The 22944-nt window shown below is 53.5% G+C and carries 18 protein-coding genes and 1 riboswitch; of the genes, 4 read left to right on the top strand and 14 right to left on the bottom strand.

Going from position 1 to position 22944, the window contains the following annotated elements; translation table 11 throughout:
• Positions 1–620: 620 nt before the first annotated feature.
• On the bottom strand, positions 621–1442 hold the full coding sequence (locus tag EB241_RS04220; RefSeq protein WP_124231956.1) for a hypothetical protein: 822 nt from the start codon (positions 1440–1442) through the stop codon (positions 621–623).
• 986 nt (positions 1443–2428) lie between these two features.
• Entirely contained in the window at positions 2429–2557 is a 129-nt protein-coding gene (locus EB241_RS21745) for a hypothetical protein (protein WP_267432113.1), read from the bottom strand.
• A 97-nt stretch (positions 2558–2654) separates the two neighbouring features.
• Here EB241_RS21745 and folA point away from each other — a divergent pair, with 97 nt between their 5' ends.
• Positions 2655–3134 (top strand): type 3 dihydrofolate reductase, encoded by a 480-nt coding sequence (folA, locus tag EB241_RS04215; RefSeq protein ID WP_124231955.1) that lies wholly within the window; start codon positions 2655–2657, stop codon positions 3132–3134.
• A gap of 113 nt (positions 3135–3247) precedes the next feature.
• On the opposite strand, the gene apaH is transcribed toward folA, so the two are convergent.
• The 6 genes from apaH to lptD are packed head-to-tail and all read right to left on the bottom strand — an operon-like array spanning position 3248 to position 10062.
• Complete coding sequence (apaH, locus tag EB241_RS04210) at positions 3248–4078, bottom strand: bis(5'-nucleosyl)-tetraphosphatase (symmetrical) ApaH (protein ID WP_124231954.1); 831 nt, start codon at positions 4076–4078, stop codon at positions 3248–3250.
• Between the two features lie 48 nt (positions 4079–4126).
• Positions 4127–4504 (bottom strand): Co2+/Mg2+ efflux protein ApaG, encoded by a 378-nt coding sequence (gene apaG, locus EB241_RS04205; RefSeq protein WP_124231953.1) that lies wholly within the window; start codon positions 4502–4504, stop codon positions 4127–4129.
• A gap of 4 nt (positions 4505–4508) precedes the next feature.
• Complete coding sequence (rsmA, locus tag EB241_RS04200; protein WP_124231952.1) at positions 4509–5336, bottom strand: 16S rRNA (adenine(1518)-N(6)/adenine(1519)-N(6))-dimethyltransferase RsmA; 828 nt, start codon at positions 5334–5336, stop codon at positions 4509–4511.
• Positions 5333–6319, bottom strand: coding sequence for a 4-hydroxythreonine-4-phosphate dehydrogenase PdxA (gene pdxA, locus EB241_RS04195; RefSeq protein WP_124232038.1), 987 nt, complete (start codon positions 6317–6319; stop codon positions 5333–5335). Before pdxA ends, rsmA begins: the two co-directional genes overlap by 4 nt.
• A complete protein-coding gene (gene surA / locus EB241_RS04190; protein WP_124231951.1) occupies positions 6309–7604 on the bottom strand; it encodes a peptidylprolyl isomerase SurA in 1296 nt (431 codons plus the stop codon). Before surA ends, pdxA begins: the two co-directional genes overlap by 11 nt.
• Positions 7605–7659: 55 nt before the next feature.
• Complete coding sequence (lptD, locus tag EB241_RS04185) at positions 7660–10062, bottom strand: LPS assembly protein LptD (RefSeq protein ID WP_124231950.1); 2403 nt, start codon at positions 10060–10062, stop codon at positions 7660–7662.
• 274 nt (positions 10063–10336) lie between these two features.
• Between lptD and djlA the strand changes: the two genes are divergently transcribed.
• Together djlA and EB241_RS04175 are read left to right on the top strand one after the other, a co-directional pair.
• Positions 10337–11164 (top strand): co-chaperone DjlA, encoded by an 828-nt coding sequence (djlA, locus tag EB241_RS04180; protein WP_124231949.1) that lies wholly within the window; start codon positions 10337–10339, stop codon positions 11162–11164.
• A gap of 1040 nt (positions 11165–12204) precedes the next feature.
• On the top strand, positions 12205–12495 hold the full coding sequence (locus EB241_RS04175) for a hypothetical protein (protein WP_124231948.1): 291 nt from the start codon (positions 12205–12207) through the stop codon (positions 12493–12495).
• Between the two features lie 22 nt (positions 12496–12517).
• Here the strand turns inward: EB241_RS04175 and rluA are convergent, their stop codons facing one another.
• The 3 genes from rluA to polB form a co-directional block, all read right to left on the bottom strand.
• Positions 12518–13171 carry a bifunctional tRNA pseudouridine(32) synthase/23S rRNA pseudouridine(746) synthase RluA gene (gene rluA / locus EB241_RS04170; protein WP_124231947.1) on the bottom strand — a complete coding sequence of 218 codons (654 nt, stop codon included), beginning with the start codon at positions 13169–13171 and terminating at the stop codon, positions 12518–12520.
• 38 nt (positions 13172–13209) lie between these two features.
• Positions 13210–16116: an RNA polymerase-associated protein RapA gene (gene rapA / locus EB241_RS04165; protein WP_124231946.1), complete on the bottom strand. Its 2907-nt coding sequence runs from the start codon at positions 16114–16116 to the stop codon at positions 13210–13212.
• A gap of 133 nt (positions 16117–16249) precedes the next feature.
• Positions 16250–18610, bottom strand: coding sequence for a DNA polymerase II (gene polB, locus EB241_RS04160; RefSeq protein WP_124231945.1), 2361 nt, complete (start codon positions 18608–18610; stop codon positions 16250–16252).
• Between the two features lie 173 nt (positions 18611–18783).
• Between polB and EB241_RS04155 the strand changes: the two genes are divergently transcribed.
• Positions 18784–19551, top strand: a complete 768-nt coding sequence (locus EB241_RS04155; RefSeq protein ID WP_124231944.1) for a DedA family protein — start codon at positions 18784–18786, stop codon at positions 19549–19551.
• On the opposite strand, the gene thiQ is transcribed toward EB241_RS04155, so the two are convergent.
• From thiQ to thiB, 3 genes are read right to left on the bottom strand one after another with little or no spacing between them, the layout of a single operon-like run.
• Complete coding sequence (gene thiQ / locus EB241_RS04150; protein WP_124231943.1) at positions 19538–20239, bottom strand: thiamine ABC transporter ATP-binding protein ThiQ; 702 nt, start codon at positions 20237–20239, stop codon at positions 19538–19540. The two genes, EB241_RS04155 and thiQ, sit on opposite strands and share 14 nt — an antisense overlap.
• Positions 20223–21833, bottom strand: a complete 1611-nt coding sequence (gene thiP, locus EB241_RS04145) for a thiamine/thiamine pyrophosphate ABC transporter permease ThiP (RefSeq protein ID WP_124231942.1) — start codon at positions 21831–21833, stop codon at positions 20223–20225. Before thiP ends, thiQ begins: the two co-directional genes overlap by 17 nt.
• Complete coding sequence (gene thiB, locus EB241_RS04140; RefSeq protein WP_124231941.1) at positions 21809–22795, bottom strand: thiamine ABC transporter substrate binding subunit; 987 nt, start codon at positions 22793–22795, stop codon at positions 21809–21811. The genes thiP and thiB overlap by 25 nt, the downstream gene beginning before the upstream one ends.
• 38 nt (positions 22796–22833) lie before the next feature.
• Positions 22834–22941: riboswitch (TPP riboswitch) on the bottom strand.
• Positions 22942–22944: the final 3 nt, after the last annotated feature.

Genomic DNA, 22944 nt, shown 5'->3' with positions numbered 1-22944 from the left:
AAAAGAAAGACATTCACTCCGGACAGAGAAAGACGCAATTTATCAGTTGAGCGATTATTGTTCAGGTGTTTATTTATAGTGAAAGCGGGCAGAATGTGCGTAATGCCTGTCGGTTATCAGAAAGCAGATATCGTCAATCTCTACAGCCCTCGACTGTAAGCAGAGTATGGCTCCAGTGAGATGGTCATGAACTGATGAAACCGGAGCGAATAAAACAGAAGTTATCGGGGATGGCTCTGGCTTATAATCTGTTGTTCTTCACGATGGCTTACAGCCTTAAAAATGTCTGACCTGAGATAGAGCTACTGTCGGGAAGCCTGCTGCCAGTGGTAAAGGCATTGTTCACTGGTTGCAAAAAAAACCACAACGCTATGCGTTGCGGCGTTATCAAAAATTAACTGACAGGTATTAAAAGAATTGCAGGTTTTTATAATTATGATTGTCTATTTAGCGCATGGTGAAAAAACATCTTCCAAAATGTTAAAAATACGACGGGGCATATAGATATTCGTCATCGGACATCCTGAAAAACACAAGCAGCGCGTCAGAGAAATGAATCTCTCTCTGAGCTTTACAGTTTTTTCTCTGGTTGTATTTAGTTATCTTTTTTAATTTAATTTTTAGGATAGTTCTTCTAATCTTTTTTGCATCCTTATGGCGAATGCTTCGGCTGTTTTTTCCAGAGAATCTAACCGGGGATTACCAATTCCATCAGGGCTTTTTGCATTATTAATGCTCTTTTTTAATGTCTTAAGGCTATCTGTGATTTTATCTTTAATTAATTCCTTCATTTCTTTATTGTTTGATTTTATCGTGTTAATTATTTTTTTATTCGTGTCAGGTGTCAGGTATTTGAAAGTGTTATCCATATCTGAATTGTCCTGTTTAATGGTATTTTCAAAATCCATTATAGAACTCGTTGCATTTGATGCAAATTGATGGTACTCATTTTTTATTTTATTAAATTTTTCGTTTCCCAGTAACAATTTTGATTTCTGACTGGCAGCAGTAGTTGTGGTGGGCAGAAGTGAAGACTTAAAAACGAAATTGTTTTCAGTTTTGGAATGGACACTACTCTGAGCAGTATCCATGATTTTATTACTCGCGTCACAAGAAGGAAGCATTAAATTCCTGACCAGTGAAGGAGATACAAGTTCAGAGAAAGGTCTGTGAAGTGGATTTCCATAAAAGTTGCCAACGTTTTTTATGGTGTCCTCACAACGAGGAAGAGCAATGTTTCTGACCAGTGAGGGTGATGTAAGTTTAGGGTAATGTCTGTGAAGCATAGTATTATACGCGCTGTTAGCGTTATTTATTGTGTTATTTGAGTTTTCTATTTTTTTTATATTCGACAGAAAAATGTTATTTTTGGTGCTTTTTGTCGGAATATTAAAATGATTAATGATTACTCTACTCGTTGAACCAGCTTTGCTTAAAAACATATAACCTCCATGAAACTGTCTGTTGCTACTACTCTGATAACTCGTGCTTTACGATCCGTTTGTAGCAATAAACGGCATCAACACTATCGGGAATCATGCTTATCGGGTTATACGTAGTGCCGGTATATAGTCCGACTACTGGGAGTTGTACATACCCGATGATGATGGTCTGAAGCACCTTATTGTTGCACTGTGCTTTCTTTCGGTTTCTGCTCTGAATTCCTGCCAATGTTAATAGCGGGTCTGTAAATTTACGCTTTTGTAGAGTCAGGTTTCAGGCGCCAGCCAGAGTGCATTGATTGCGACTTTCAGGTGATAACAGAAAATAAGTTATCTGATTTATTGTTTTTTACATTAACGACATAGTGTAATCAGGTTAACAATATTATTAAGTTACCCATATCATCATGCAACTTTTTCAATGTTTGAAATAATAATGTCTATTTTTTTTGAGGTTTTATTATAACGTCCTGATGGTTTTTTTCATCTGATTTTATTATTTTATGAGCGTGTTTTGGTAGTGTTTGTTTCGGTATTTCTATATTTTATTTTCATTTAAATCTACCCTTTTTAATTTTTTTAACAGATGATGATTTCTCCGATACAGGGACTGAAATCTGTGCCATCCCTTCAGGATAATGGTCTGTTTGCCTTGAATCTCTTACAATATCGCTTTGTACAGCAGTGCACCGTGACGAAAACTGAGGGGCTCCCCATTGCCTTCCACAACGGATAAACCGGCTACACCACTGATCATCTACCCGCAATTTCACCCGGTGGCAGAGCGTACAGATTATTCTCCGAAGCCTGATGTTTCCTCGCTCTGCTGGATAACAAAGACCGGAACATACTTACCGCAATCGTAATCGAAACAAGGTTGTCATTACCGGCATTTCTCTACACTCAACTGAGTTGTACCGACGCATCCCTGCTGAGCTAAATGGTTGTTCAACGATGTTTTAAGTCCATGACGGTCCGGGCGAGCATCACGGCAGCCGAAAAATAAACGGTTTTACCAGCCAGTTATTTTCTGGGTCGGCTGGCAACAAAAGTCCCGCCGCTTGTGGTGCTGATTCTGATGCATCGCCAGGTGAGATGAACGGCAAATCCTGCATTTAAAAACCTTTACGCATTTCCCTCTGCTTAGCTATCGACGAAACTTTCACCTTTCCGTATGATGTCGCCAATTTTACACCCTGTGAGTAACACCAGATGATAAGCCTGATTGTGGCCATGGCGGCCGACCGCGTTATTGGGATGGAAAATGCCATGCCGTGGCACCTGCCCGCCGACCTGGCGTGGTTCAAGAGAAACACGCTGAATAAGCCAGTGATCATGGGGCGGCGCACCTTTGAATCGATTGGTCGTCCACTGCCTGAACGTCTGAATATTGTTATCAGCAGTCAATCCGGTGAAGATGCTGGCGTTATCTGGGTGACGTCTGTCGATGAGGCGCTCCGCGCTGCCGGAGACGTTGAGGAAATCATGGTAATTGGTGGTGGGCGCGTTTACGAGCAGCTTCTGCCAAAGGCCAATCGACTGTATCTGACCCATATTGACGCTGAAGTGGAAGGTGACACTGCTTTCCCCGACTACGAGCCGGATGAATGGCAGTCTGTCTTTAGCGAATTTCGTGATGCGGATGAGCAAAACAGCCACAGTTGGTTCTGGGAAATTCTCGACCGCCGCTAACCCTGGCTGTGGCATGATGCACGGGCAGAAAAATGAGCTCCCGCTGATGATGCGGGACTTTTTTTACGCCGTGTGGCATTGCTCGCTGAACGAGCGTCCCTCCTTCCCACAGGTCACTGCTCTGCCGGCTGCTCCCGTTTTGCAGGCTGCGTAAACCACCGCTGATCCTCCCAGCGTAGCATGGTCAGTGCTCCCCCCCAGCAGCATCCGGTATCCAGCGCCAGAATGCCTTCCGGCGTCCCTTTTCCCTCCAGCGATGCCCAGTGACCAAACACAATAGTGTTATCGCTGGCCACCGGACCAGGAATGTTGAACCAGGGTTTTAATGGTGTGGGAGCGGAGTCTGGTGTGTCTTTGCAGATCATATCCAGTTGACCGCCCGGAAAGCAGTAACGCATCCTGGTCAGGGCGTTAGTGCTGAAACGCAGGCGCGCCAGCCCGGTCAGTTCTTCGCTCCAGTTATTGGGCATATCGCCGTACATGGCATCCAGAAACAGTGGATAGGTGCCACTGGCCAGTACGGACTCTACTTCACGGGCGCAGCTGAGGGCCGTTTCCAGATCCCATTGCGGGGTGATCCCGGCATGTGCCATTACCAGCTTTTTCTCGCGATCCACCTGTAATAAAGGCTGGCGACGCAGCCAGTTGATCAGCACGTCGGCATCGTCTGCTTCCAGCAGGGCAGTAAGGCGATCTTTCGGTTTATTGCGGCTGATCCCGGCAAATACGGCCAACAGATGCAGGTCGTGATTGCCCAGCACCATGCGCACGGCATCGCCAAGAGAATGGACAAAACGCAACACCTCCAGCGAAGCCGGACCGCGTGCGACCACATCACCGGTAAGCCACAGCGTGTCATACGAGGGATCGAAGGCGACCTGCTGCAGTAAAGATTGCAGTTCATCGTAGCAACCATGGATGTCGCCAATCAGATAAGTACTCATAAATCCGTCCGGGATGCTCTGGCCCTGGGGCAAGGTAGGGAAGATGAATTAATGAATCTGGCTGGGGATTGCCAGCCTGAACACCGGAATCGCTACCTGGAAGCCATCGCCATTGCCGTCGATCATATCGTAGTGGCCCTGCATGGTGCCCATCGGCGTTTCCAACACGGCACCGCTGGTATACTGAAACTCACCGCCTGGGGGAATATGGGGCTGTTCACCCACCACGCCTTCGCCCTGGACCTCCGTTTCATTGCCGTTGCCGTTGGTGATCAACCAGTAGCGCCCTAACAGTTGCACCGAACTGCGACTGGGATTGCGGATCGTGATGGTGTAAGCAAAAACATAACGATCGTCTTCCGGTGCTGACTGTGACGGGATCCAGGTGCTCTGCACCTGAATACAAATCCGGGGCGTATCGGCCATGGTATTAACTCTCCTGCAAAGAAGGCTGGGGATGCGCCGCCAGCCAGTTTGCCAGTTGACAGTATTGCGCGACAGAAATGTTTTCTGCCCGTAGCGTCGGATCGATATTCATCTGCTGCAATGCTTCCGGTGAGAACAGGTGACCGAGACTGTTACGCAACGTTTTGCGCCGCTTACCAAAAGCTTCCGTGGTGATCCTGCCAAGCAAACGGATATTTTCTACCGGATAAGGAAGCTGGGTATGAGGAACCAGTCGAACCACGGCAGAGTCCACTTTCGGCGCCGGGGTGAACGATTCAGGCGGTACTTCCAGCACCGGGATCACCTGGCAATAATATTGCGCCATCACCGTCAGACGGCCATAGGCTTTGCTGCCAGGGCCTGCAACGAGACGATTAACCACCTCTTTCTGCAACATAAAATGCATGTCGAGAATCGCATCAGTATAGCTGAAAAGATGGAACATTAACGGGGTGGAAATATTGTAAGGCAGGTTACCAAAAACGCGCAGCGGCTGGCCTTTTTTAAGGGCATACTCCGCGAAGTTGAAGGTCATGGCATCCTGTTGGAACAGGGTCAGCTTTGGTCCGAGAAAAGGATGCGTTTGCAAACGGGCGGCCAGATCGCGGTCAAGCTCAATAACCGTCATGCTCTCCAGACGTTCACCAACGGGTTCGGTTAACGCCCCTAGACCGGGGCCGATTTCCACCACCGCCTCGCCGGGTTGTGGATGAATAGCGGCGACAATACTGTCGATAATATAGCGATCGTTCAGAAAGTTCTGACCAAAACGTTTGCGGGCAAAGTGACCCTGATGGACACGATTATTCATTGACTTGAGATCATGGTAATGGCGAGATTTAGCGCCGTAATAAAGCTGCCCGCATCCGCTTTCCCCTTGCCGGCCAAATCTAAGGCCGTGCCGTGATCAACGGAGGTGCGGATAAAGGGCAGGCCAAGAGTGATATTGACCGCGCGACCAAAGCCCTGATATTTCAGCACCGGCAGGCCTTGATCGTGATACATCGCCAGAACCGCATCAGCATATTGCAGATACTTGGGCTGGAACAGCGTATCGGCAGGCAACGGGCCGGTGAGTTGCATACCCCGCTGCCTGAGTTCATCCAGCAGAGGAATAATGATGTCGATCTCTTCCCGGCCCATATGGCCACCTTCACCGGCATGAGGATTCAGTCCGCAGACAAAAATATGAGGCTCTGCCAGGCCAAATTTGCTTTGCAGGTCGGCATGAAGAAGGGTAATCACTTCACGCAGGCTGTCGCGGGTGATAGCGGCAGAGACATCTTTCAGGGGTAAATGTGTGGTGGCCAGCGCCACTCGCAGTTCCTCCGTTGCCAGCATCATCACCACGCGTGAGCAACCGGCGCGGTCAGCGAAGAATTCGGTATGTCCGCTGAAAAAGATCCCGGTATCGTTGATCACCCCTTTGTGCACCGGGCCGGTTATCAGCGCCGCAAACTCGCCGTTCAGGCAGCCATCACAGGCAGTTGCCAGTGTTTCCAACACATAGTGACCGTTGGCGGAACAGAGTTCGCCAGGGTTAACCGGGAGTGCCGTAGCGACAGGGAGCACCGTCAGTGTTCCCGCCTCCTGAGGCTGTGCCGCCGCGCCGGGTTGATACTGCCGCAGGGTAAGAGGCAATCCCAGTGTCCGCGCCCGCTCCAGCAGCACCGCTGGATCGGCACAGACCACCAATTCGACCGGCCAGCCCCGCTGGGCCAGTTGCACGGTGACATCGGGACCAATACCAGCGGGTTCACCGCTGGTTATTACCACTCGCTGATTACTGAGCATTGCCATCCAGAATTTTCACATAGGCCGAGGCGCGTTGTTCCTGCATCCAGGTTTGCGCTTCTTCGGCAAACTTACGATTAAACAGCAGGCGATAGGCGCGTTCTTTCTGTGCGGCGTCAGTTTTGTCAACCTGGCGCGTATCCATCAGCTGAATAAGGTGCCAGCCGAAGGAGGAGTGAACCGGACCACTCATCTGGCCTTTTTTCAGTTTCAGCAGGGCATCACGAAACGCCGGATCGAACATCTCTGGAGAACTCCAGCCCAGATCGCCGCCCTGGTTAGCCGAACCGGGATCCTCAGACATATCTTTCGCTGCCTGAGCAAACGTGGTTTTGCCACTGTTGATCTCCATGGCAACCTGCTCCAGTTTCTGACGCGCCTGTTCGTCGGTCAGTACGGGTGATGGCTTGAGTAGAATATGACGGGCATGTACTTCGGTGACGGAGATACTTTGGTTGTCGCCACGAATATCATTGACCTTCAGGATGTGGAAACCCACGCCTGAGCGCACCGGACCGATTATGTCGCCTTTTTTCGCGGTGATAAGCGCCTGTGCGAACAGGGATGGCAGTTCCTGAATGCGGCCCCAGCCCATGTTGCCACCCTTCAGCGCCTGTGCGTCAGCAGAGTACGCGATCGCCAGCTTGCCGAAATCACCGCCGTTTTTCGCTTCACTCACCAGCTGATTAGCCAGTTTTTCCTGGGAGTCCACCTGCTGTTGGGTAGGGTTCTCAGGCAGCGCCAGCAGGATATGACTGAGGTTCAGTTCGGCGGTATCGCTGTTTTGAGAGGAGACCTGTTTAGCCAGAGAATCCACCTCCTGTGGCAGGATGGTGATGCGGCGACGCACTTCATTGTTGCGCACTTCCGCAATCGTCATCTCTTTACGGATCTGCTCATGATAAGTGGCATAGTTCATCCCGTCGTAAGCCAGACGGCTACGCAGCTGATCGACGGTCATTTTGTTTTGTTGCGCAATATTGGCAATGGCCTGATCGACCTGAGCATCCTGGACCTGAAGGCCGCCCTGCTTCGCCATTTGCAGCAAAATATTATCCATCACCAGACGTTCAACGATTTGATGACGAAGTGTTTTATCATCGGGAAGCTGCTGGCCAGCCTCCTGAGCCTGACTTTTTACCGACCGCATCATGCCGTCGACGTCACTCTCCAGAACCACGCCGTTATTGACGACGGCTGCAACTTTATCAACTACCTGTGGGGCTGCAAACGCGGTGCTGGCTGTCAGCGCCGCACCAAGGATCAGCATTCTCCAGTTCTTCATACTTTTTCCATTCTTCTATCCGCTTTGCGGGTTTTGCAAACGAGTTATCACAACATCAGAAAGAGCGCTGATAAGGCAAGATGCCCTGACGCAGCATTTCACCGGAACCCAGACTGTAAGACGGACTCAGGCCACGTAGCTCAATGTTGAACGAGATTTTGTTGTCATAATTACTTTTACTGTTGGTGCTGTCCCAGCTGGTGATTTTGCGCTCGTACCCCATACGGATGGCATAGCAACAAGAGCTGTACTGTAAGCCAAGCAACTGATCGGCGGGCTGTTTAGCCTTGGTATCGTAATACCATGCGCCCACCACAGCCCATGAATCAGCAATCGGCCAGCTGGCGGTGGCACCCACCTGGGAAATGCCCTGTTGATAACCAGGGTTGGTAATCTGGCTTAACGTCTGCTGGATGTATTCCGGGCTGGTGTAGCGGTAATTCAGCTGCACCAAACGGTCTGCATCACGACGGTATTCCAGCACCGCATTTCCTTGCGAAACGGCGTTCAGTCGGGTGTCGTACTGAATACCACCGCGCGCATTCCAACGATCGCTGATTTTCCAGAACGAGTCACCGGCCCACTCGATACTGCCACGATTGTCTGAATCGGTCGTTTCCAGACCGGTTCGGGATGGCGTAAACGAGTAGATTTGACCAACGGATGCATTAAAACGTTCAACCAGATCGTTATCAAATATTCGGGTGGTCACGCCCGTGGTGATTTGATTGGCGGAGGCGATACGGTCCAGACCGCTGTAAGTGCGATCGCGGAACAGGCCGGTATAGTCACTTTGCAGCAGCGTTGAGTCGTAAGCGCGGATATTGCTCTGATCACGATAGGGCACATACAGGTACTGTACGCGAGGTTCCAGCGTCTGCGTATAGCCCGGTGACCAGTCCATATCGCGGTCAAATACCATTTTGCCGTCGACTTTAAATTGTGGCATTACACGGTTTACCGTGCTTTTTAACTGGTTGACTTTGGTGGTATCGACGTTTTCATTCCAGTATTCAGTGTCATCCTGCTGATAGTGGGTCGCCAGCAGTTTGGCCTCGGTATTCAGGCTTCCCCAGCGGTTGGACATCGGCAGGTTGATGGTCGGTTCCAGATGCAAACGGATAGCGTCCGGGTATTTTTCATTCACGTTGGTGAATTTCACCGCCTGGGCATACAGATGAGTGTCAAACGGACCGACATCGTTCTGATAGTAGTTAAAATCAAACTGTGGCTCAGCGCGGTACACATCGTTGCTGGTTTGCGTGGAGAAAATCTGGAACTGTTTGGTTGACAGCGTCGCATCCCAATTTTGCTCTGCGTAACCCACACTGAATTTCTGCGTAACATAGCCGTCGGTTGAACTCGCGTAGGGGGAGGCCAGGTCGGTGAAATAATAAACATCACTGACCTTGGTGTAATCAATGTTAAAGCGCCAGTTCTGGTCGTAAACCCCGTTGTGCTTCCAGGTGAACATCCAGCGATCGGCGTCTTCGCCATTGGCAATGTTGCGGGCCGTCGCATCTTTGGTGAACTGACTGTCTGATGGCAGATAGTCAAATTCCATCAGGCCTTCACCCGCTTTGGTCAGATAGCGGAATTCATTCTGTAACTGCGTACCACGATTACTCATGTAATGTGGCGTGATGGTGGCATCGACCTGCGGCGCGATGTTCCAGTAGTAAGGCAGAATAAATTCAAAACCGTTGGAGCTGTCGTATTTGGCGTTAGGGATCAGGAAACCGGAGCGACGGCGATCGCCAATTGGCAGCTGTAAATAAGGGCTGTAGAGCACCGGAACTTTGCCAATTTTAAAGCGTGCGTTCCAGATTTCTGCTACCTGCTCTTCACGGTCTTCAATCACTTCGGTCCCGGCAACGCTCCAGCTGTTATCGCCAGGCAGACAGGAGGTAAAGGTACCGTTTTCCAGAATGGTGTAGCGGTTCTGGCCTCGCAGCTTCATCTGATCGCCGGTTCCCCGTCCCTGGCGTCCCACCATCTGATAAGTTCCATCCCAGACGTTGGTGTCTTTGGTATTGAGGTTCGACCAGCCTTTCGGGCCTTTCAGTACCACCTGATTGTCGTCGTAGTGCACATTCCCCAACGCATCGACGGTGCGAACCGGTGTGGCCTCGCCCGGTGTCTGCTTCTGGTGCAATTGCATTTCGTCAGACTGAAGGCGACCGTTACCTTGCTGAACATCCACGTTACCGGTGAACACCGCGTTATCGGGATAGTTACCTTTTGCCCGATCCGCGTTAATGGTTACCGGAAGGTCATTGTTATTTTTAGCCTGCACCAGAGGACGGGTGTAGCTCGGCACACCCAACATGCACTGTGATGCGAGGTCGTCGGCCAGACCCTGCTGGCTGTAAAGTGCTGAGCCGATAAGCGAGGCCAGCAGAGTAGGTAATCGTTTTTTCATACGCGGTATCGAAAATTCCGTGATAGCAGGCATCATGCCGACAAACGGTCAGAGACTAACGCACTCAACAGCGTAGCGCCAGTGCTATACCTTTCATCTTGCAAATTGCAGGTGTCCTGGCTTCACTTACTCTCCTTTGTCACTTATTTTTGTAAGCTTCAGGTAAGTTCGTGCAGTTGCTGTCTTCCTGTAAATCTGAAATCTGTCAGGTAACTTCTGATTGTTTGGCCGCGTTGTCGTTAGGCGCTGAGATAAATGACAGGTATGATAATGCAATTTTCAGCCTTCAGCATGGCGAATTGAGGAGTATATGCGCTATTGGGGAAAAGTAATTGGGCTTGTGCTGGGTTTATTAAGCGGCATGGGCTTTTGGGGATTGGCATTTGGTTTGCTGATTGGTCACCTTGTCGACAAAGTACGGGCGGTGCGGGGGCAGGGATATTTCACTAATCAACAGGCCCGACAGACGCTGTTTTTCAGTACCACCTTCCAGGTTATGGGGCATTTGACTAAATCAAAAGGGCGGGTGACCGACGCAGATATTCAGATGGCATCATTACTGATGGACCGTATGCAGCTGCATGGTGAAGCACGTGCTTCCGCCCAGGGCGCTTTTCGCGAAGGCAAGGAAGCGGGCTATCCGTTACGTAGCAAGCTACGCGAGCTTCGCAGCGCCTGCTTCGGCCGCTTCGACCTGATTCGGATGTTTCTTGAAATTCAAATTCAGGCAGCCTTTGCCGATGGTTCCCTGCATCCCAATGAGCGACAGGTACTGTATGTGATCGCGGAAGAGTTGGGTATTTCCCGTATGCAGTTTGAGCAATTCCTGCGCATGATGGAGAGTGGTCAGCAGTTTGGCGGCGACGGCTATTCACATGGGCATTCCGGTTCCCAGGGAGGATTCAACACCGGCCAGCGTGGGCCAACGCTTGCTGATGCCTGTAGTGTGCTGGGCGTGAAAAGCAGTGACGATGCGGCCAGTATTAAACGAGCTTACCGCAAGCTGATGAGTGAACATCACCCGGATAAACTGGTGGCGAAAGGCTTGCCGCCCCAGATGATGGAAATGGCCAAGCAGAAAGCGCAAAAAATCCAGGCCGCTTACGATTTGATTAAGCGTGAAAAAGGGTTTAAATAGCATTTTTATTGCTATAAAGGGAGTAAACCTCCCTTTATTATTTTGTGAAAATACGCACGCTTATATTTGCGGTGGGACGGTTATTTAAAATAAATACGTTGTGTTTTTTTAATTATTTCTGCATGGCATTCAGAGTGACTTCTTTTGCAGTGAATGTCTCCTGCTTATTCTCCGCAAACAGTTTTGTGGTTTATGCCTGATTTAAAATCCAGTGTTATAGTATGCGCAAAAGACACGGCATCAGGTATTTTTAATCTGTTTTCTGGACCGGGTAACAATATAACCGGTGGTAAAATGGGGGGCTGGCGCTGGCCATTTTTTTACCCGCCCCCTTTCTGCATTTATCCGCTGGTATGACAGGATGACTGTCAGCGGATACTGCGTCGGTACTGATATCTGCACACTTTCTGCTGTGGCGGTCCTGAAAGAGAGCCAGGCTGACCTTACCTGTATAGCGGCATACCCGCGTTTCTGACGCTTTTCCGGTTCGGTATTGTACTGCACGCCAGCAGCCTGCTGATTATCTCCGGGATGCTGATGATTCATTTTTTAACAGAAATGACTTCAACGAAAATATAGTGCCAATGGAAAAAAACAGTGCCGGTTTTCTGTATGGAGTGCCTCTGGTTATCAGGGAAACATGCTCGGATGTTACTCGTTATCTGCTGGTGGGGCGTGAATAATATCGGTTAACAAAATGTCCGGGATTTAATGCCAACCGAAGAACCTGTTCTGGCAGGCATTATTAATTATTAATGGCGGTATTATCATGAGAACAGTTAAATGACGAATGATACGCTTCCTCCACGTATTTCTGGCCGGCGTTAGCATTATTTACTTTATTTCTGCGTCATGAGCCAGAGCAGTCACCTGGGCCTGTCGCGCCTTTCCGGGGATGCCAGTTTTGCTACTGCGCGCGGTGGCGAAATTTCAATGGAAATTGCCTGGCGTGGGGGGCCAACGAGACGCTGCATCAGCGTTACACCGGCGTCAGCAATCGCAGCATTCTGAAGAACCTGAAGAGGCTCCTTGAGCAACAGGTGCCATTGCGTATCCGTATCCCGGTGATCCCGCAGGTAAACGACACTGAGCAAGAGGCGCACAATATCATGGCCCTGATAGCCTCGATGGTACGGGATAAGCCTTGCTTCCGGGGAATCGATCTGCTGCCTTACCATCACTTCGGTAAGCGAAAATATGACCTGTCAGGTAAACCGTGCCGCTTTGATGAGATGCATCCGAACCACGGCAAGCCGCTGGTGGAGCGGGTGGCCCGCATCGCCGGGCAATACGGTTTGCCGACCAACACCTTATCCCATTGTATTGGTTGAGGTAAGGTGACGGCAGGCCTGGTTAAAAATCCGCGGGCTGGCGAAAGGTCATGGCTGACTGAAATGCCGGATGAGTGATGGTCAACGCTTCGGCATGGAGTTGCAGGCGCGGTGCCATGGCTCTGGCCTGTTCATGGGCATAAAAATTATCCCCAAGGATGGGATGGCCCAGCGCCAGCAGATGCACCCTGAGCTGGTGAGAGCGTCCGGTCAGCGGCTTCAGTTGCAGGCGCGCGCTGTGATCGGCTGCGTATTCCAGCACTTCATATGCCGTTTGCGCGGCTTTGCCGGTTTCCAGGCAGACTTTCTGTTTTGGGCGGTTCGGCCAGTCGCAAATCAGCGGCAGATCGATCACCCCTTTTTCCTCTGCCGGGTGTCCCCAGACTCTCGCCACGTAGGTTTTCTGCGGTTCCCGTTCGCGGAACTGTCGTTTAAGTTCGCGCTCGGCTGCTTTGGTCAGCGCCACCACGATCACGCCGCTGGTGGCCATATCCAGTCGGTGAACCGATTCCGCTGCGGGAAAATCCTGTTGGATACGGCTCATTACGCTGTCGTGGTGTTCAGCCAGACGGCCCGGAACGGAGAGCAGCCCGCTGGGCTTGTTGACCACGATAATGTGTTGATCCCGGTACAGGACATGCAGCCAGGGGTCCTGCGGTGGATTGTAGGGTTCCATCTTTTTACCTGTGCAGGGCGGACGTACCGCCCTGAAGATTACTGGTGCGTGACAACAATCAGGCGTAGCGCGTCAAGACGCCAGTTGGCCTCGCTCAGCGCCGCCAGAACCTGTTCACGATTGTTTTCCAGCGCATCAATTTCATCCTGACGGATGTTCGGATTGACCGCCTGCAATGCTTCCAGCCGCGACAGTTCCGCCGTGAGTTTCTCGTTAGCCTGCTGACGGGCGGTTTCAATCAGTTTGCGGGCTTCTGCCGCTGCCTGATCTTCCGCCAGTTGCAGGATGGCATGAACATCCTGCTGGACCGCGTTAACCAGTTTACTGCCGGTATGACGGTTAACGGCGTTCAGCTGACGGTTGAAGCTTTCGAACTCCACCTTCTCCGCGAGGTTGGTGCCTTTACGATCCACCAGCATGCGCACCGGCGTCGGGGGCAGGAAGCGGGTCAGTTGCAGATGTTTGGGGGCCTGCGCCTCCACCACGTAGATCAGCTCCACCAGCAGCGTGCCCACCGGCAGCGCTTTGTTTTTCAGCAGCGACAGCGCACAGCTACCGGTATCGCCGGAGAGGATCAGATCCAGCCCGTTGCGAATGATTGGATGTTCCCAGGTGACATATTGCGCATCTTCACGGGAAAGCGCCTGGTGGCGATCGAAGGTAATGGTGCAGCCATCTTCCGGCAGGCCAGGAAAGTCCGGGACCAGCATATGATCGCCGGGCGTCAGGACGATCAGGTTATCACTGCGATCTTCCTGATTGATCCCAACAATATCAAACAGATTGAGCGCGAAGTTAACCAGCTCAATATTATTGTCCTGTCCGGCAATCTGTTCTGCCAGCGCCTGTGCTTTTTCACCGCCGTTGGAGTTCAGTTCCAGCAGACGGTCACGGCCCTGTTCCAGCTGGCTTTTCAGTGTTTCATGCTGCTGGCGGCATTCACTGATAAACCGATCCAGTCCTTCGGTATTTTCCGGCGCGGACAGATACGCCGTCAGCTGCGAAGCAACCCGGTCATACACCGACCGGCCGGTAGGACAGGTGTGTTCAAACGCATCCAGCCCTTCGTGATACCAACGGATCAGCACCGCCTGGGCGGTCTTTTCCAGATAAGGCACATGGATCCTGATATCGTGCGCCTGGCCGATACGATCCAGACGACCAATACGCTGCTCCAGCAGATCCGGGTTGGCGGGCAGATCGAACATCACCATCTGACTGGCAAACTGGAAGTTACGCCCTTCGGAGCCGATCTCTGAGCAGAGCAGAACCTGTGCGCCATCTTCTTCTGAGGCGAACCACGCGGCGGCGCGATCGCGTTCAATAATCGACAGGCCTTCATGAAACACGGCAGCACGGATACCTTCGCGCTCGCGTAATACCTGCTCCAGTTGTAGCGCGGTGTTTGCCTTGGCACAGATCACCAGCACTTTGTGCTGGCGATGGCTGGTAAGAAAGCCCAGCAGCCATTCAACACGGGGATCGAAGTTCCACCAGGTGCCGCTGTCGCCTTCAAATTCCTGATAGATCTGTTCGGGATAGAGCATGTCGCGTGCGCGTTCATCGGCGCTCTTACGCGCGGCCATAATGCCGGAGACTTTGATCGCGGTCTGATACTGCGTCGGCAGCGGGAGCCGGATCTGATGCAGTTCGCGCTGCGGAAACCCCTTCACCCCGTTACGGGTATTGCGAAACAGTACGCGGCTGGTGCCGTGACGATCCATCAGCATGGCGATCAGCTCCTGACGGGCGGCCAGCTTGTTTTCACCCTCGCCGTTAGCGACCTGCAACAGTGGTTCGATATCCTGCTCGCCGACCAGATCGTTAAGCATATTCATCTGCGGCTGGCTGATGGCATTGTCGGCCAGTAACGAGGTCACGGCGTCTGCCACCGGGCGAAAATGCTGTTGTTCTTCCACAAAGGCGGCAAAGTCATGGAAACGGCTGGGATCGAGCAGGCGCAGACGGGCGAAATGGCTTTCCATTCCGAGCTGTTCTGGCGTGGCGGTTAACAGCAGCACGCCAGGGATCTGCTCTGCCAGCTGTTCAACCACCTGATATTCACGGCTGGGCTGGCCCTCCTGCCATGCAAGGTGATGGGCTTCGTCCACAATCATCAGGTCCCAGGCGGCATCGGCCAGTTTTTCCAGACGTTGTTTATTACGGCGCACGAAGTCAAGCGAGCAGATCACCAGCTGTTCGGTATCAAATGCATTGTCGCTGTCAAGCTGTGCCTGGGCGTAGCGGTCGTCGTCAAACAGCGCGAAGTGCAGATTGAAACGGCGCATCATTTCGACCAGCCACTGGTGTTGCAGCGTTTCCGGCACAATGATCAGCACCCGCTCGGCGCGTCCCGCCAGCAGCTGCTGATGAATGATCATTCCGGCTTCGATGGTTTTTCCCAGACCCACTTCATCAGCCAGCAGCACGCGCGGCGCGTGGCGGCGGCCAACATCGTGGGCAATATGTAGCTGATGTGGGATCAGGCTGGTGCGCATTCCGCGCAGGCCGCTGGTGGCCAGATGGTACTGCTCACTCTGATATTTGCGGGCGCGAAAGCGCAGGGCGAAACGATCCATTCGATCCAGCTGTCCGGCAAACAAACGATCCTGCGGCTTACTGAATACCAGCTTGCTGTCGAGCATCACTTCCCGCATCACCACGTCGGTTTCCCCGGTGTCAGCGCGAGTGCCGATGTAGGTCATCAGTCCGTTGTCGCTGTTTATCGCGGTTATCTCCATCTGCCAGCTTTCGTGGCTGGTAATGGTATCGCCTGGGTTAAAGATCACACGGGTGATAGGGGAGTCATTTTTTGCATAGAGTCGGTTTTCGCCGGTGGCCGGAAAAAGCAGCGTGACCATGCGTGTGTCGATGGCAACCACGGTTCCCAGTCCCAGTTCGCTTTCGGTATCGCTGATCCAGCGCTGACCAAGTGTAAAAGGCATAAATATTCGGCTCGGCTCTCTTAATGGTGGGTGCAGGCAAAAGCACTTCAGCCAGGCAACGGCGGCCCGGCAAAACAATTCAGTGAATCAGGAAGGGCGCTATGGTACTGGAAGGAGAGAGATTCGTCACCTGTCAAAAAAGCCCCAACTGTCCGGTGACAAGTGTAGCAAAATCATCGTCGAGGAAGGGGAGTATCCCTTCTGCCACGGGCTGGAGCTGGCGGGATAGGTAGTGATCGTAGTCCAGCGGCGTAACCCGTGCCTCCAGCGGCTCCGGCCCGCTGGTGGCCATCACATAGCGAATTTTCCCACCGTTCTGATACTGCAACGGACGGTCCAGCTTCAGGTTTTGCGCATCGGCTATGCGCGCGGCCCGCACATGTGGCGGGACGTTGCGTTGATAATCATCCAGCGGGCGACGCAACCTTTTGCTGTAAATGAGTTGATCGTCGAGTTCGCCGTCCAGCAACTGGCGCACCGTCTCACGGATATACGCCTGGTAGGGCTGATTTTTGAAGATCTTCAGGTAGAGGGCCTGCTGAAAATGCTGTGCCAGCGGCGTCCAGTCGGTGCGTACGGTTTCCAGTCCTTTAAACACCATATGTTCATGCTCTCCTTCACGGATCAGGCCGGCATAGCGTTTTTTGCTGCCCTGCTCCGCGCCACGAATGGTGGGCATCAGAAAGCGACAATAATGCGTTTCATATTCCAGCTCCAGCGCGCTGTCGAGCGCGTATTGCTGGCGCAGATGATCGCGCCACCAGTCGTTGATCCTGGCCACCAGCCGCTGTCCAATTTCAGCGGCGGTCTGTTCATCGTGGGGGGTTTTCAGCCAGACAAAGGTGGAGTCGGTATCGCCATAAATCACGTCATAGCCTTCGGCTTCCACCAGTGCCCTTGTTTGACGCATGATCTCATGGCCACGCAGCGTAATTGATGAAGCCAGTCGCGGATCGAAAAAGCGGCAGGCACTGGTGCCCAGCACGCCGTAAAAAGCGTTCATAATAATCTTCAGCGCCTGTGAAAGCGGCCTGTTGCCCTGTTTTTTCGCCGCTTCGCGCCCCTGCCAGATCTGGCTGACAATTTCCGGCAGACAGTGATGGCTCCGTGAGAAACGCGCGCCGCGAAAGCCGCTCACTGAGTCACGTTCATCGGGGTGGGCGATACCCTCGATCAAGCCCACCGGATCGATCAGGAAAGTGCGAATAATGGAGGGGTAGAGGCTTTTGTAATCCAGCACCAGCACGGAATCATACAGACCGGGACGCGAATCCATCACATAACCGCCGGGGCTTGCCTCTGGTGTGATTTCCCCAAGCCCCGGCGCTACGTAACCCGCGCGGTGCATTCTGGGCAAATACAGATGGCTGAAGGCCGCGACCGAGCCACCATGCCGGTCAGCCGCCAGACCGGTCACCGACGCCCGCTCCAGCAGGAAGGGCATCAGCTCGGTATGCTGGAAAATGCGCGTCACCAACTCACAGTCTTTCAGGTTATAACGCGCCAGCGCCGGTTTATCCTCGGCAAAGCGCCGATCTATTTCCTGCATCCTGTCCCACGGATTGTCGATGGATTTGCCTTCCCCCAACAGCTGGCGCGACACGGCTTCCAGGCTGAATGAGTCAAAGTTCCAGAAGGCGGATTTCAGTGCTTCAATGCCATCAATAATCAACCGCCCCGTTGCCTGGGCGAAGAACACGCCGGGCTTGAAACCGTGTTCACGCCACTCCAACACCTCATTATTGCGGCCCAGCCGCAGCGGTATAGCGTAGCGGTCAGCGTGTTTTTGCAACATCCTCAGATCGAACTGTACCAGGTTCCAGCCGACGATCACGTCCGGGTCATGTTGGGCAAACCAGTCATTCAGCTTTTCCAACAGCTGCGGGCGGTTGGAAACATATTGCAGAGAGAAATCCAGACCGCTGGCATCGCCGTTTTCCGGGCCGAGCATGTATACATCACGCTGTCCGCAGCCTTCCAGCCCGATACAGTAAAGCTCACCGTGGCGGTTGGTTTCGATATCCAGTGATACCCACTTCAGTGGTGGACGGTAGTCAGGGCAGGGCTTGAGGCGGGCATTGATCAGGCTGTGACCGGCGGGTTCTCCGCTGAACCACACCGGCGACGTGATATAGCGCTCCATCAGAAAGCGCTCAGGGGGCCGGATATCGGCTTCGTACACCGGCACGCCGTTTTCGCGTAGCAGCTTTTCCAGCCGCTGTAACTGGCGATACTGTCTGCAATAGAGCGCGGCCACCGGGCGCTGGTGAAAATCCTTCAGCGCAAGTGACACCAGGCGGTAGTGGCGTTCCTGTCTCAGTAATGCTTCTGCCTCAGCCAGTGCGGCCTGAGGAATAAATGCCACCGACTCCTGTGGTGGCAGCTCCACCCGTTGCGGACCCGTATCGGTTGCCAGCCACAGCACCACTTCCGTGCCGGATGAGGTGTCCCGCCAGTGGCGGGTTAACAGAAAGCCTGTGCGCGCGTTATTCACCTGAAGCCCTTATTGACCCGATAATGTCTGATAATAGCATGTTTATTTATACAGTTCTCATCGGTGCGTACCTTGCGCTGTAAGGTATGGCGACACTTTTGTCGAAAACAGGGCTTGACGTATTCCGGGCGTCTCTGGACAATCCGCTTTCCTGAAAAAAACCGAGTGGAAGTATGGAAGCCTGGCTGCAACATCTTGTTACCCAGTCCGTTGCCTGGTCGTTGCTGGCCGTTGGGTTGGTTACCTTTTTTGAGTCGCTGGCACTGGTGGGGTTGCTGTTGCCGGGGACGGTGCTGATGGCTTCATTTGGCGCGTTAATTGGCAGCGGACAAATCGGTTTATATCCTGTGTGGCTGGCAGGCACCCTTGGCTGCCTGCTTGGCGACTGGATCTCCTATTTTATTGGCTGGCAGTTTAAGGGGCCATTGCACCGCTGGTCGTTTATCAAAAAGCATCAGGCGCTGATGGATAAGACCGAGCACGCGCTGCATCAGCACAGTATGTTCACCATTATTGTCGGGCGCTTTGTTGGGCCAACCCGTCCGTTGATCCCGCTGGTGGCGGGGATGCTTGAGTTGCCGATAAGGAAATTTATCCCCCCTAACATTACTGGCTGCGTACTCTGGCCGCCGCTTTACCTGCTGCCTGGGATCCTTGCCGGGGTGGCTATTGATGTGCCGAAAGACACTAACAGCGATATGTTCAGATGGCTGCTGCTGGCGGAGGCGCTGATGCTCTGGCTGGGCTGCTGGCTATGCTGGCGCTGGCTCCGGGCAAAGAAACAGTCGGACTGGGCGACACCTTATCTGCCAGCCACGCGCCTGCGCTGGCTGGCGCCCCTGACGATGCTGCTGGCGGTGGCCGGTTTCATCACCATTCAGTTCCACCCAATGATGCCGCTGTTCCGCCAGCTGTTGTGGAACGTGTTTATCGGACGGTGATCCCCAGTACCGCCGCTGCATCGATCTCCCCCTGCAACAGCGAAGCGGTGGCCCCATCCCAGAATACCCGACCATCAACAATCAGGATGCTACGTGGCGCGATGCGCGCCGCGTCTTCCATACTGTGAGAAACCATCAGCAGGGTGATATTTCGCTCCGCGCACACTTCATCCACCAGCTGGAGCATCTCCTGACGCAGTGCGGGATCAAGGGCCGAAAAGGGTTCATCAAGCAGCAGCAGCGGCTGCCTGCGCACCAGACAACGGGCCAGCGCGGTACGCTGTCGTTGCCCGCCAGATAACTGACCGGGCAGGCGCTGCAGGTGATCCTGCAGGCCGACCCGCTGCGCGATAGCCTGCAGCGCCTGTTGCTGTTTTTTGTCCAGTCGCAGGCCCGGATGCAACCCCAGGGCAATATTTTGTGCCACCGTCAGGTGGGGAAAAAGGTTGTTTTCCTGAAACAGCATGGATACCGGACGGCGGGCAGGTGGCGTGGCGCGGTGCTCCTCACCGTTCAGCAGCAGGCTGCCGCTGTCGGCGCTAAGAAAACCGGCAATCAGGCTCAGCAGGGTGCTTTTTCCCGCGCCGCTGGGGCCAAGTACCGCCACTCTTTCCCCCGCGGCCAGGGCCAGAGAAAAACGCATCGGCAGATGTTGATAGATCCAGGTCAGGTTACTCAGTGTCAGCATGGCGGTCCGGCAGTTTTTCAATCAGGGTGAACAGCAAAAAACAGAGCAGCAGCAGCAGCAGGGCAGTCACCGCGCCGTCGGCGCTGCGATAAGCGCCGATCTGTTGATAAAGCCAGAAGGGCAGGGTACGGAAGCTTTCGTTACCAAACAGCGCCACCACGCCAAAGTCTCCCACGGACAGCACGCAGGAAAAAGCCAGCGCCTGAGCTACGGGATGCCTGAGCGCCCGCAGTTCGACCAGCCACAGCCGGTTCCAGCCGCGAATGCCGAGCGACAGGCAGAGCAGGTTATAACGGGCGGCGGTGTCTTGCAGTGGATTTTCCAGCACTTTCATGGCGTAGGGCACGGCCATCAGCGCATTGGTAAAAATGACGATACCTTCCGCCGACTGCGGCAGGCCGATAGTGTTGTTTAACAGCAGAAAAAAACCGGTGGCCAGAACGATGCCGGGCATGGCGAGGATCAACATACCGCTCAGCTCCAGCGCCTGCCCCATCCACAGCTGTTGATGTAATCGAAGCTCCCGGCTGGTCCACAACAGCATCAGGGTGAGGACCACGCAGAGGATACCTGCTCCCAGCGCGATCCGCAGCGAGGTAAAGGTGGCCTGCCACAGTGCTGGCTGTCGCAATACGCCGGGTAGTCCCCGGTTAAGGCCATCGACCATTACCGCCAGCAAAGGCGGTAGCAGCAGCAGCAGGGCGGCCGCGATAAGTACGGTATCAATTACCCTGGCCGTAATGCTGTCTTCGGGGTTGATCCAGCCGTGAACGTTGGCGCTGCCGGAAGGCATTCCCTTACTGAGTCGCTGACTGAGGATCACCAGTCCCAGACAGCAAATGATTTGCAGCAAGGCCAGTAAGGCCGCGCGTCCGGGATCGAAGTCAAAACTGAGCGCCTGAAAAATCGCCAGTTCCAGGGTGGTGGCTTTGGGACCGCCGCCCAGTGCCAGCACGGTGGCAAAGCTGGCGAAGCAGAGCATAAAAATCAGCGCAGCGGTGGGGAGGAGCTGGCGTCGCAGCCACGGCCATTCCACGATGCGGAAATGGTTCCAGCCGCGTATGCCTAACTGAGCCGCCAGCTGGCGCTGTTCGCCCGGGATCTGCTCCAGTGCCTGCAACAGCAACCGTGTTGCCAGCGGCAGATTAAAAAAAACGTGGGCCAGCAGGATGCCCTGTAAGCCATAGGGTGTAAAAGTGTAAGGCACCGCCAGCAGGGAACAAAGCGCCGCTAACCAGCCACTGCGGCCATAGACACTGAGAATACCGAATATCACCACCAGCACTGGCAATACCAGCGTCATGGCGCACAGCCTCAGCAGGGTTGTTTTTCCCCAAAACCGCCGACGACAGAGCGCTCTGGCAAGGGGAATGGCAGGCAAGACGGAAAGCGTCGTGGAGAGCAGCGCCTGAAAGAAGGAGAAGCGCAGCACGGTCATCAGATATTCATCCCGCCAGAGCGCGAGGCTCCCGGTAACAGGAGCCTGTTGCCACAGTGCGCCAAAGGCCAACAACGCCACGCTTATCAGCAGCGTGGCGGCGAGCAGACCGGGTGCTAAAGTGGCTTTACTCAGTGGCTGACGGCGCGTTGCCATGCACTGATCCACTGACTGCGATGACTGGCGACGTCCTGCGGCGTGAACTGTAGCGAGGTGGTCGGCACCGTCAGCGTCTCAAAACCCGCGGGCAGTGGGCTTTTCACTACCGGATACATCCAGTTACCGGTGGGTATCGCGTCCTGAAACGGTTTATCCAGCATAAACCGCATAAACGCCTGTGCCAGCTGCGGCTGTTTGCTGGCTTTCAGCTGGCCCGCCACCTCAACCTGCAGGTAGTGCCCTTCGCTGAAGCTGGCGGCGACGTACTGTGATTTTTTCTCTTCAATCAGATGGTAAGCCGGTGAAGTGGTATAGCTCAGCACCATATCGGCTTCGCCTTTCAGGAACAGGCCATAAGCCTCGCTCCAGCCTTTGGTGACGGTGACGGTTTTAGCGGCCAGTTTCTGCCATGCCTCAGGGGCGTTATCGCCGAACACCTTTTGCATCCACAGCAGCAGTCCCAGTCCCGGTGTGCTGGTACGGGGATCTTCATAAATGATTTTCAGTGGCCGGTCGCTCTCTACCAGTGCTTTCAGGCTGGTCGGCGGGTTTTGCAGACGGGTTTTATCATAAACAAAGGCGAACCAGCCGTAGTCGTAAGGTACGAAGGTCCTGTCTTGCCAACCGCCGGGAATGTTCAGCCGACTGGTGTCCGTATGGCTCGGTGCGAACAGGCCGGTTTTTTCTGCCGCATCCAGCAGATTGTTATCCAGCCCCAGCACCACATCCGCTTTACTGTTTTTTCCCTCCAGCCGCAGGCGATTAAGCAGCGAGACGCCATCTTCCAGCGCCACGTATTTCAGTTCGCAGTTACAGCGGGCTTCAAAGGCTTTTTTAATTGCCGGGCCAGGACCCCAGTCGGCGGAGAATGAATCGTAGGTGTAAACCGTCAGTTGAGGTTTACCGGCGAAAGCCGGCAGTGAGCACAGAATAAGCAGGGGAAGCACTTTCTTTAACACGTTGCGTTCCTTGAGGGTTGTGAGGACGCATGATCTGAGCTGGTAACACTCTCAAATCCCTACGCCGGTATTAGCCGGATCAGGTTCGACGGGTTTTTCTCAGCGCAATCAGCGTGATTCTCTGTGGCGCACCCCGTTGAGAACGGGAG

The organism is Erwinia psidii (assembly GCF_003846135.1).
In the GTDB taxonomy this organism is placed as follows: domain Bacteria; phylum Pseudomonadota; class Gammaproteobacteria; order Enterobacterales; family Enterobacteriaceae; genus Erwinia; species Erwinia psidii.
Note: the sequence above shows the minus strand (reverse complement) of the source record. Positions and strands in the feature narration are given on the sequence as shown.

Excerpts from the sequence above, each read along its gene's own strand:
- thiQ (WP_124231943.1), bottom strand. The coding sequence starts at position 20,239 with ATGCTGACACTGAGTAACCTGACCTGGATCTATCAACATCTGCCGATG.
- thiP (WP_124231942.1), bottom strand. The coding sequence starts at position 21,833 with ATGGCAACGCGCCGTCAGCCACTGAGTAAAGCCACTTTAGCACCCGGT.
- lptD (WP_124231950.1), bottom strand. The coding sequence starts at position 10,062 with ATGATGCCTGCTATCACGGAATTTTCGATACCGCGTATGAAAAAACGA.
- surA (WP_124231951.1), bottom strand. The coding sequence starts at position 7,604 with ATGAAGAACTGGAGAATGCTGATCCTTGGTGCGGCGCTGACAGCCAGC.
- pdxA (WP_124232038.1), bottom strand. The coding sequence starts at position 6,319 with ATGCTCAGTAATCAGCGAGTGGTAATAACCAGCGGTGAACCCGCTGGT.
- rluA (WP_124231947.1), bottom strand. The coding sequence starts at position 13,171 with ATGGAACCCTACAATCCACCGCAGGACCCCTGGCTGCATGTCCTGTAC.
- EB241_RS04220 (WP_124231956.1), bottom strand. The coding sequence starts at position 1,442 with ATGTTTTTAAGCAAAGCTGGTTCAACGAGTAGAGTAATCATTAATCAT.
- rsmA (WP_124231952.1), bottom strand. The coding sequence starts at position 5,336 with ATGAATAATCGTGTCCATCAGGGTCACTTTGCCCGCAAACGTTTTGGT.
- folA (WP_124231955.1), top strand. The coding sequence starts at position 2,655 with ATGATAAGCCTGATTGTGGCCATGGCGGCCGACCGCGTTATTGGGATG.
- apaH (WP_124231954.1), bottom strand. The coding sequence starts at position 4,078 with ATGAGTACTTATCTGATTGGCGACATCCATGGTTGCTACGATGAACTG.
- apaG (WP_124231953.1), bottom strand. The coding sequence starts at position 4,504 with ATGGCCGATACGCCCCGGATTTGTATTCAGGTGCAGAGCACCTGGATC.
- EB241_RS04155 (WP_124231944.1), top strand. The coding sequence starts at position 18,784 with ATGGAAGCCTGGCTGCAACATCTTGTTACCCAGTCCGTTGCCTGGTCG.
- EB241_RS21745 (WP_267432113.1), bottom strand. The coding sequence starts at position 2,557 with ATGCAGGATTTGCCGTTCATCTCACCTGGCGATGCATCAGAATCAGCA.
- rapA (WP_124231946.1), bottom strand. The coding sequence starts at position 16,116 with ATGCCTTTTACACTTGGTCAGCGCTGGATCAGCGATACCGAAAGCGAA.
- djlA (WP_124231949.1), top strand. The coding sequence starts at position 10,337 with ATGCGCTATTGGGGAAAAGTAATTGGGCTTGTGCTGGGTTTATTAAGC.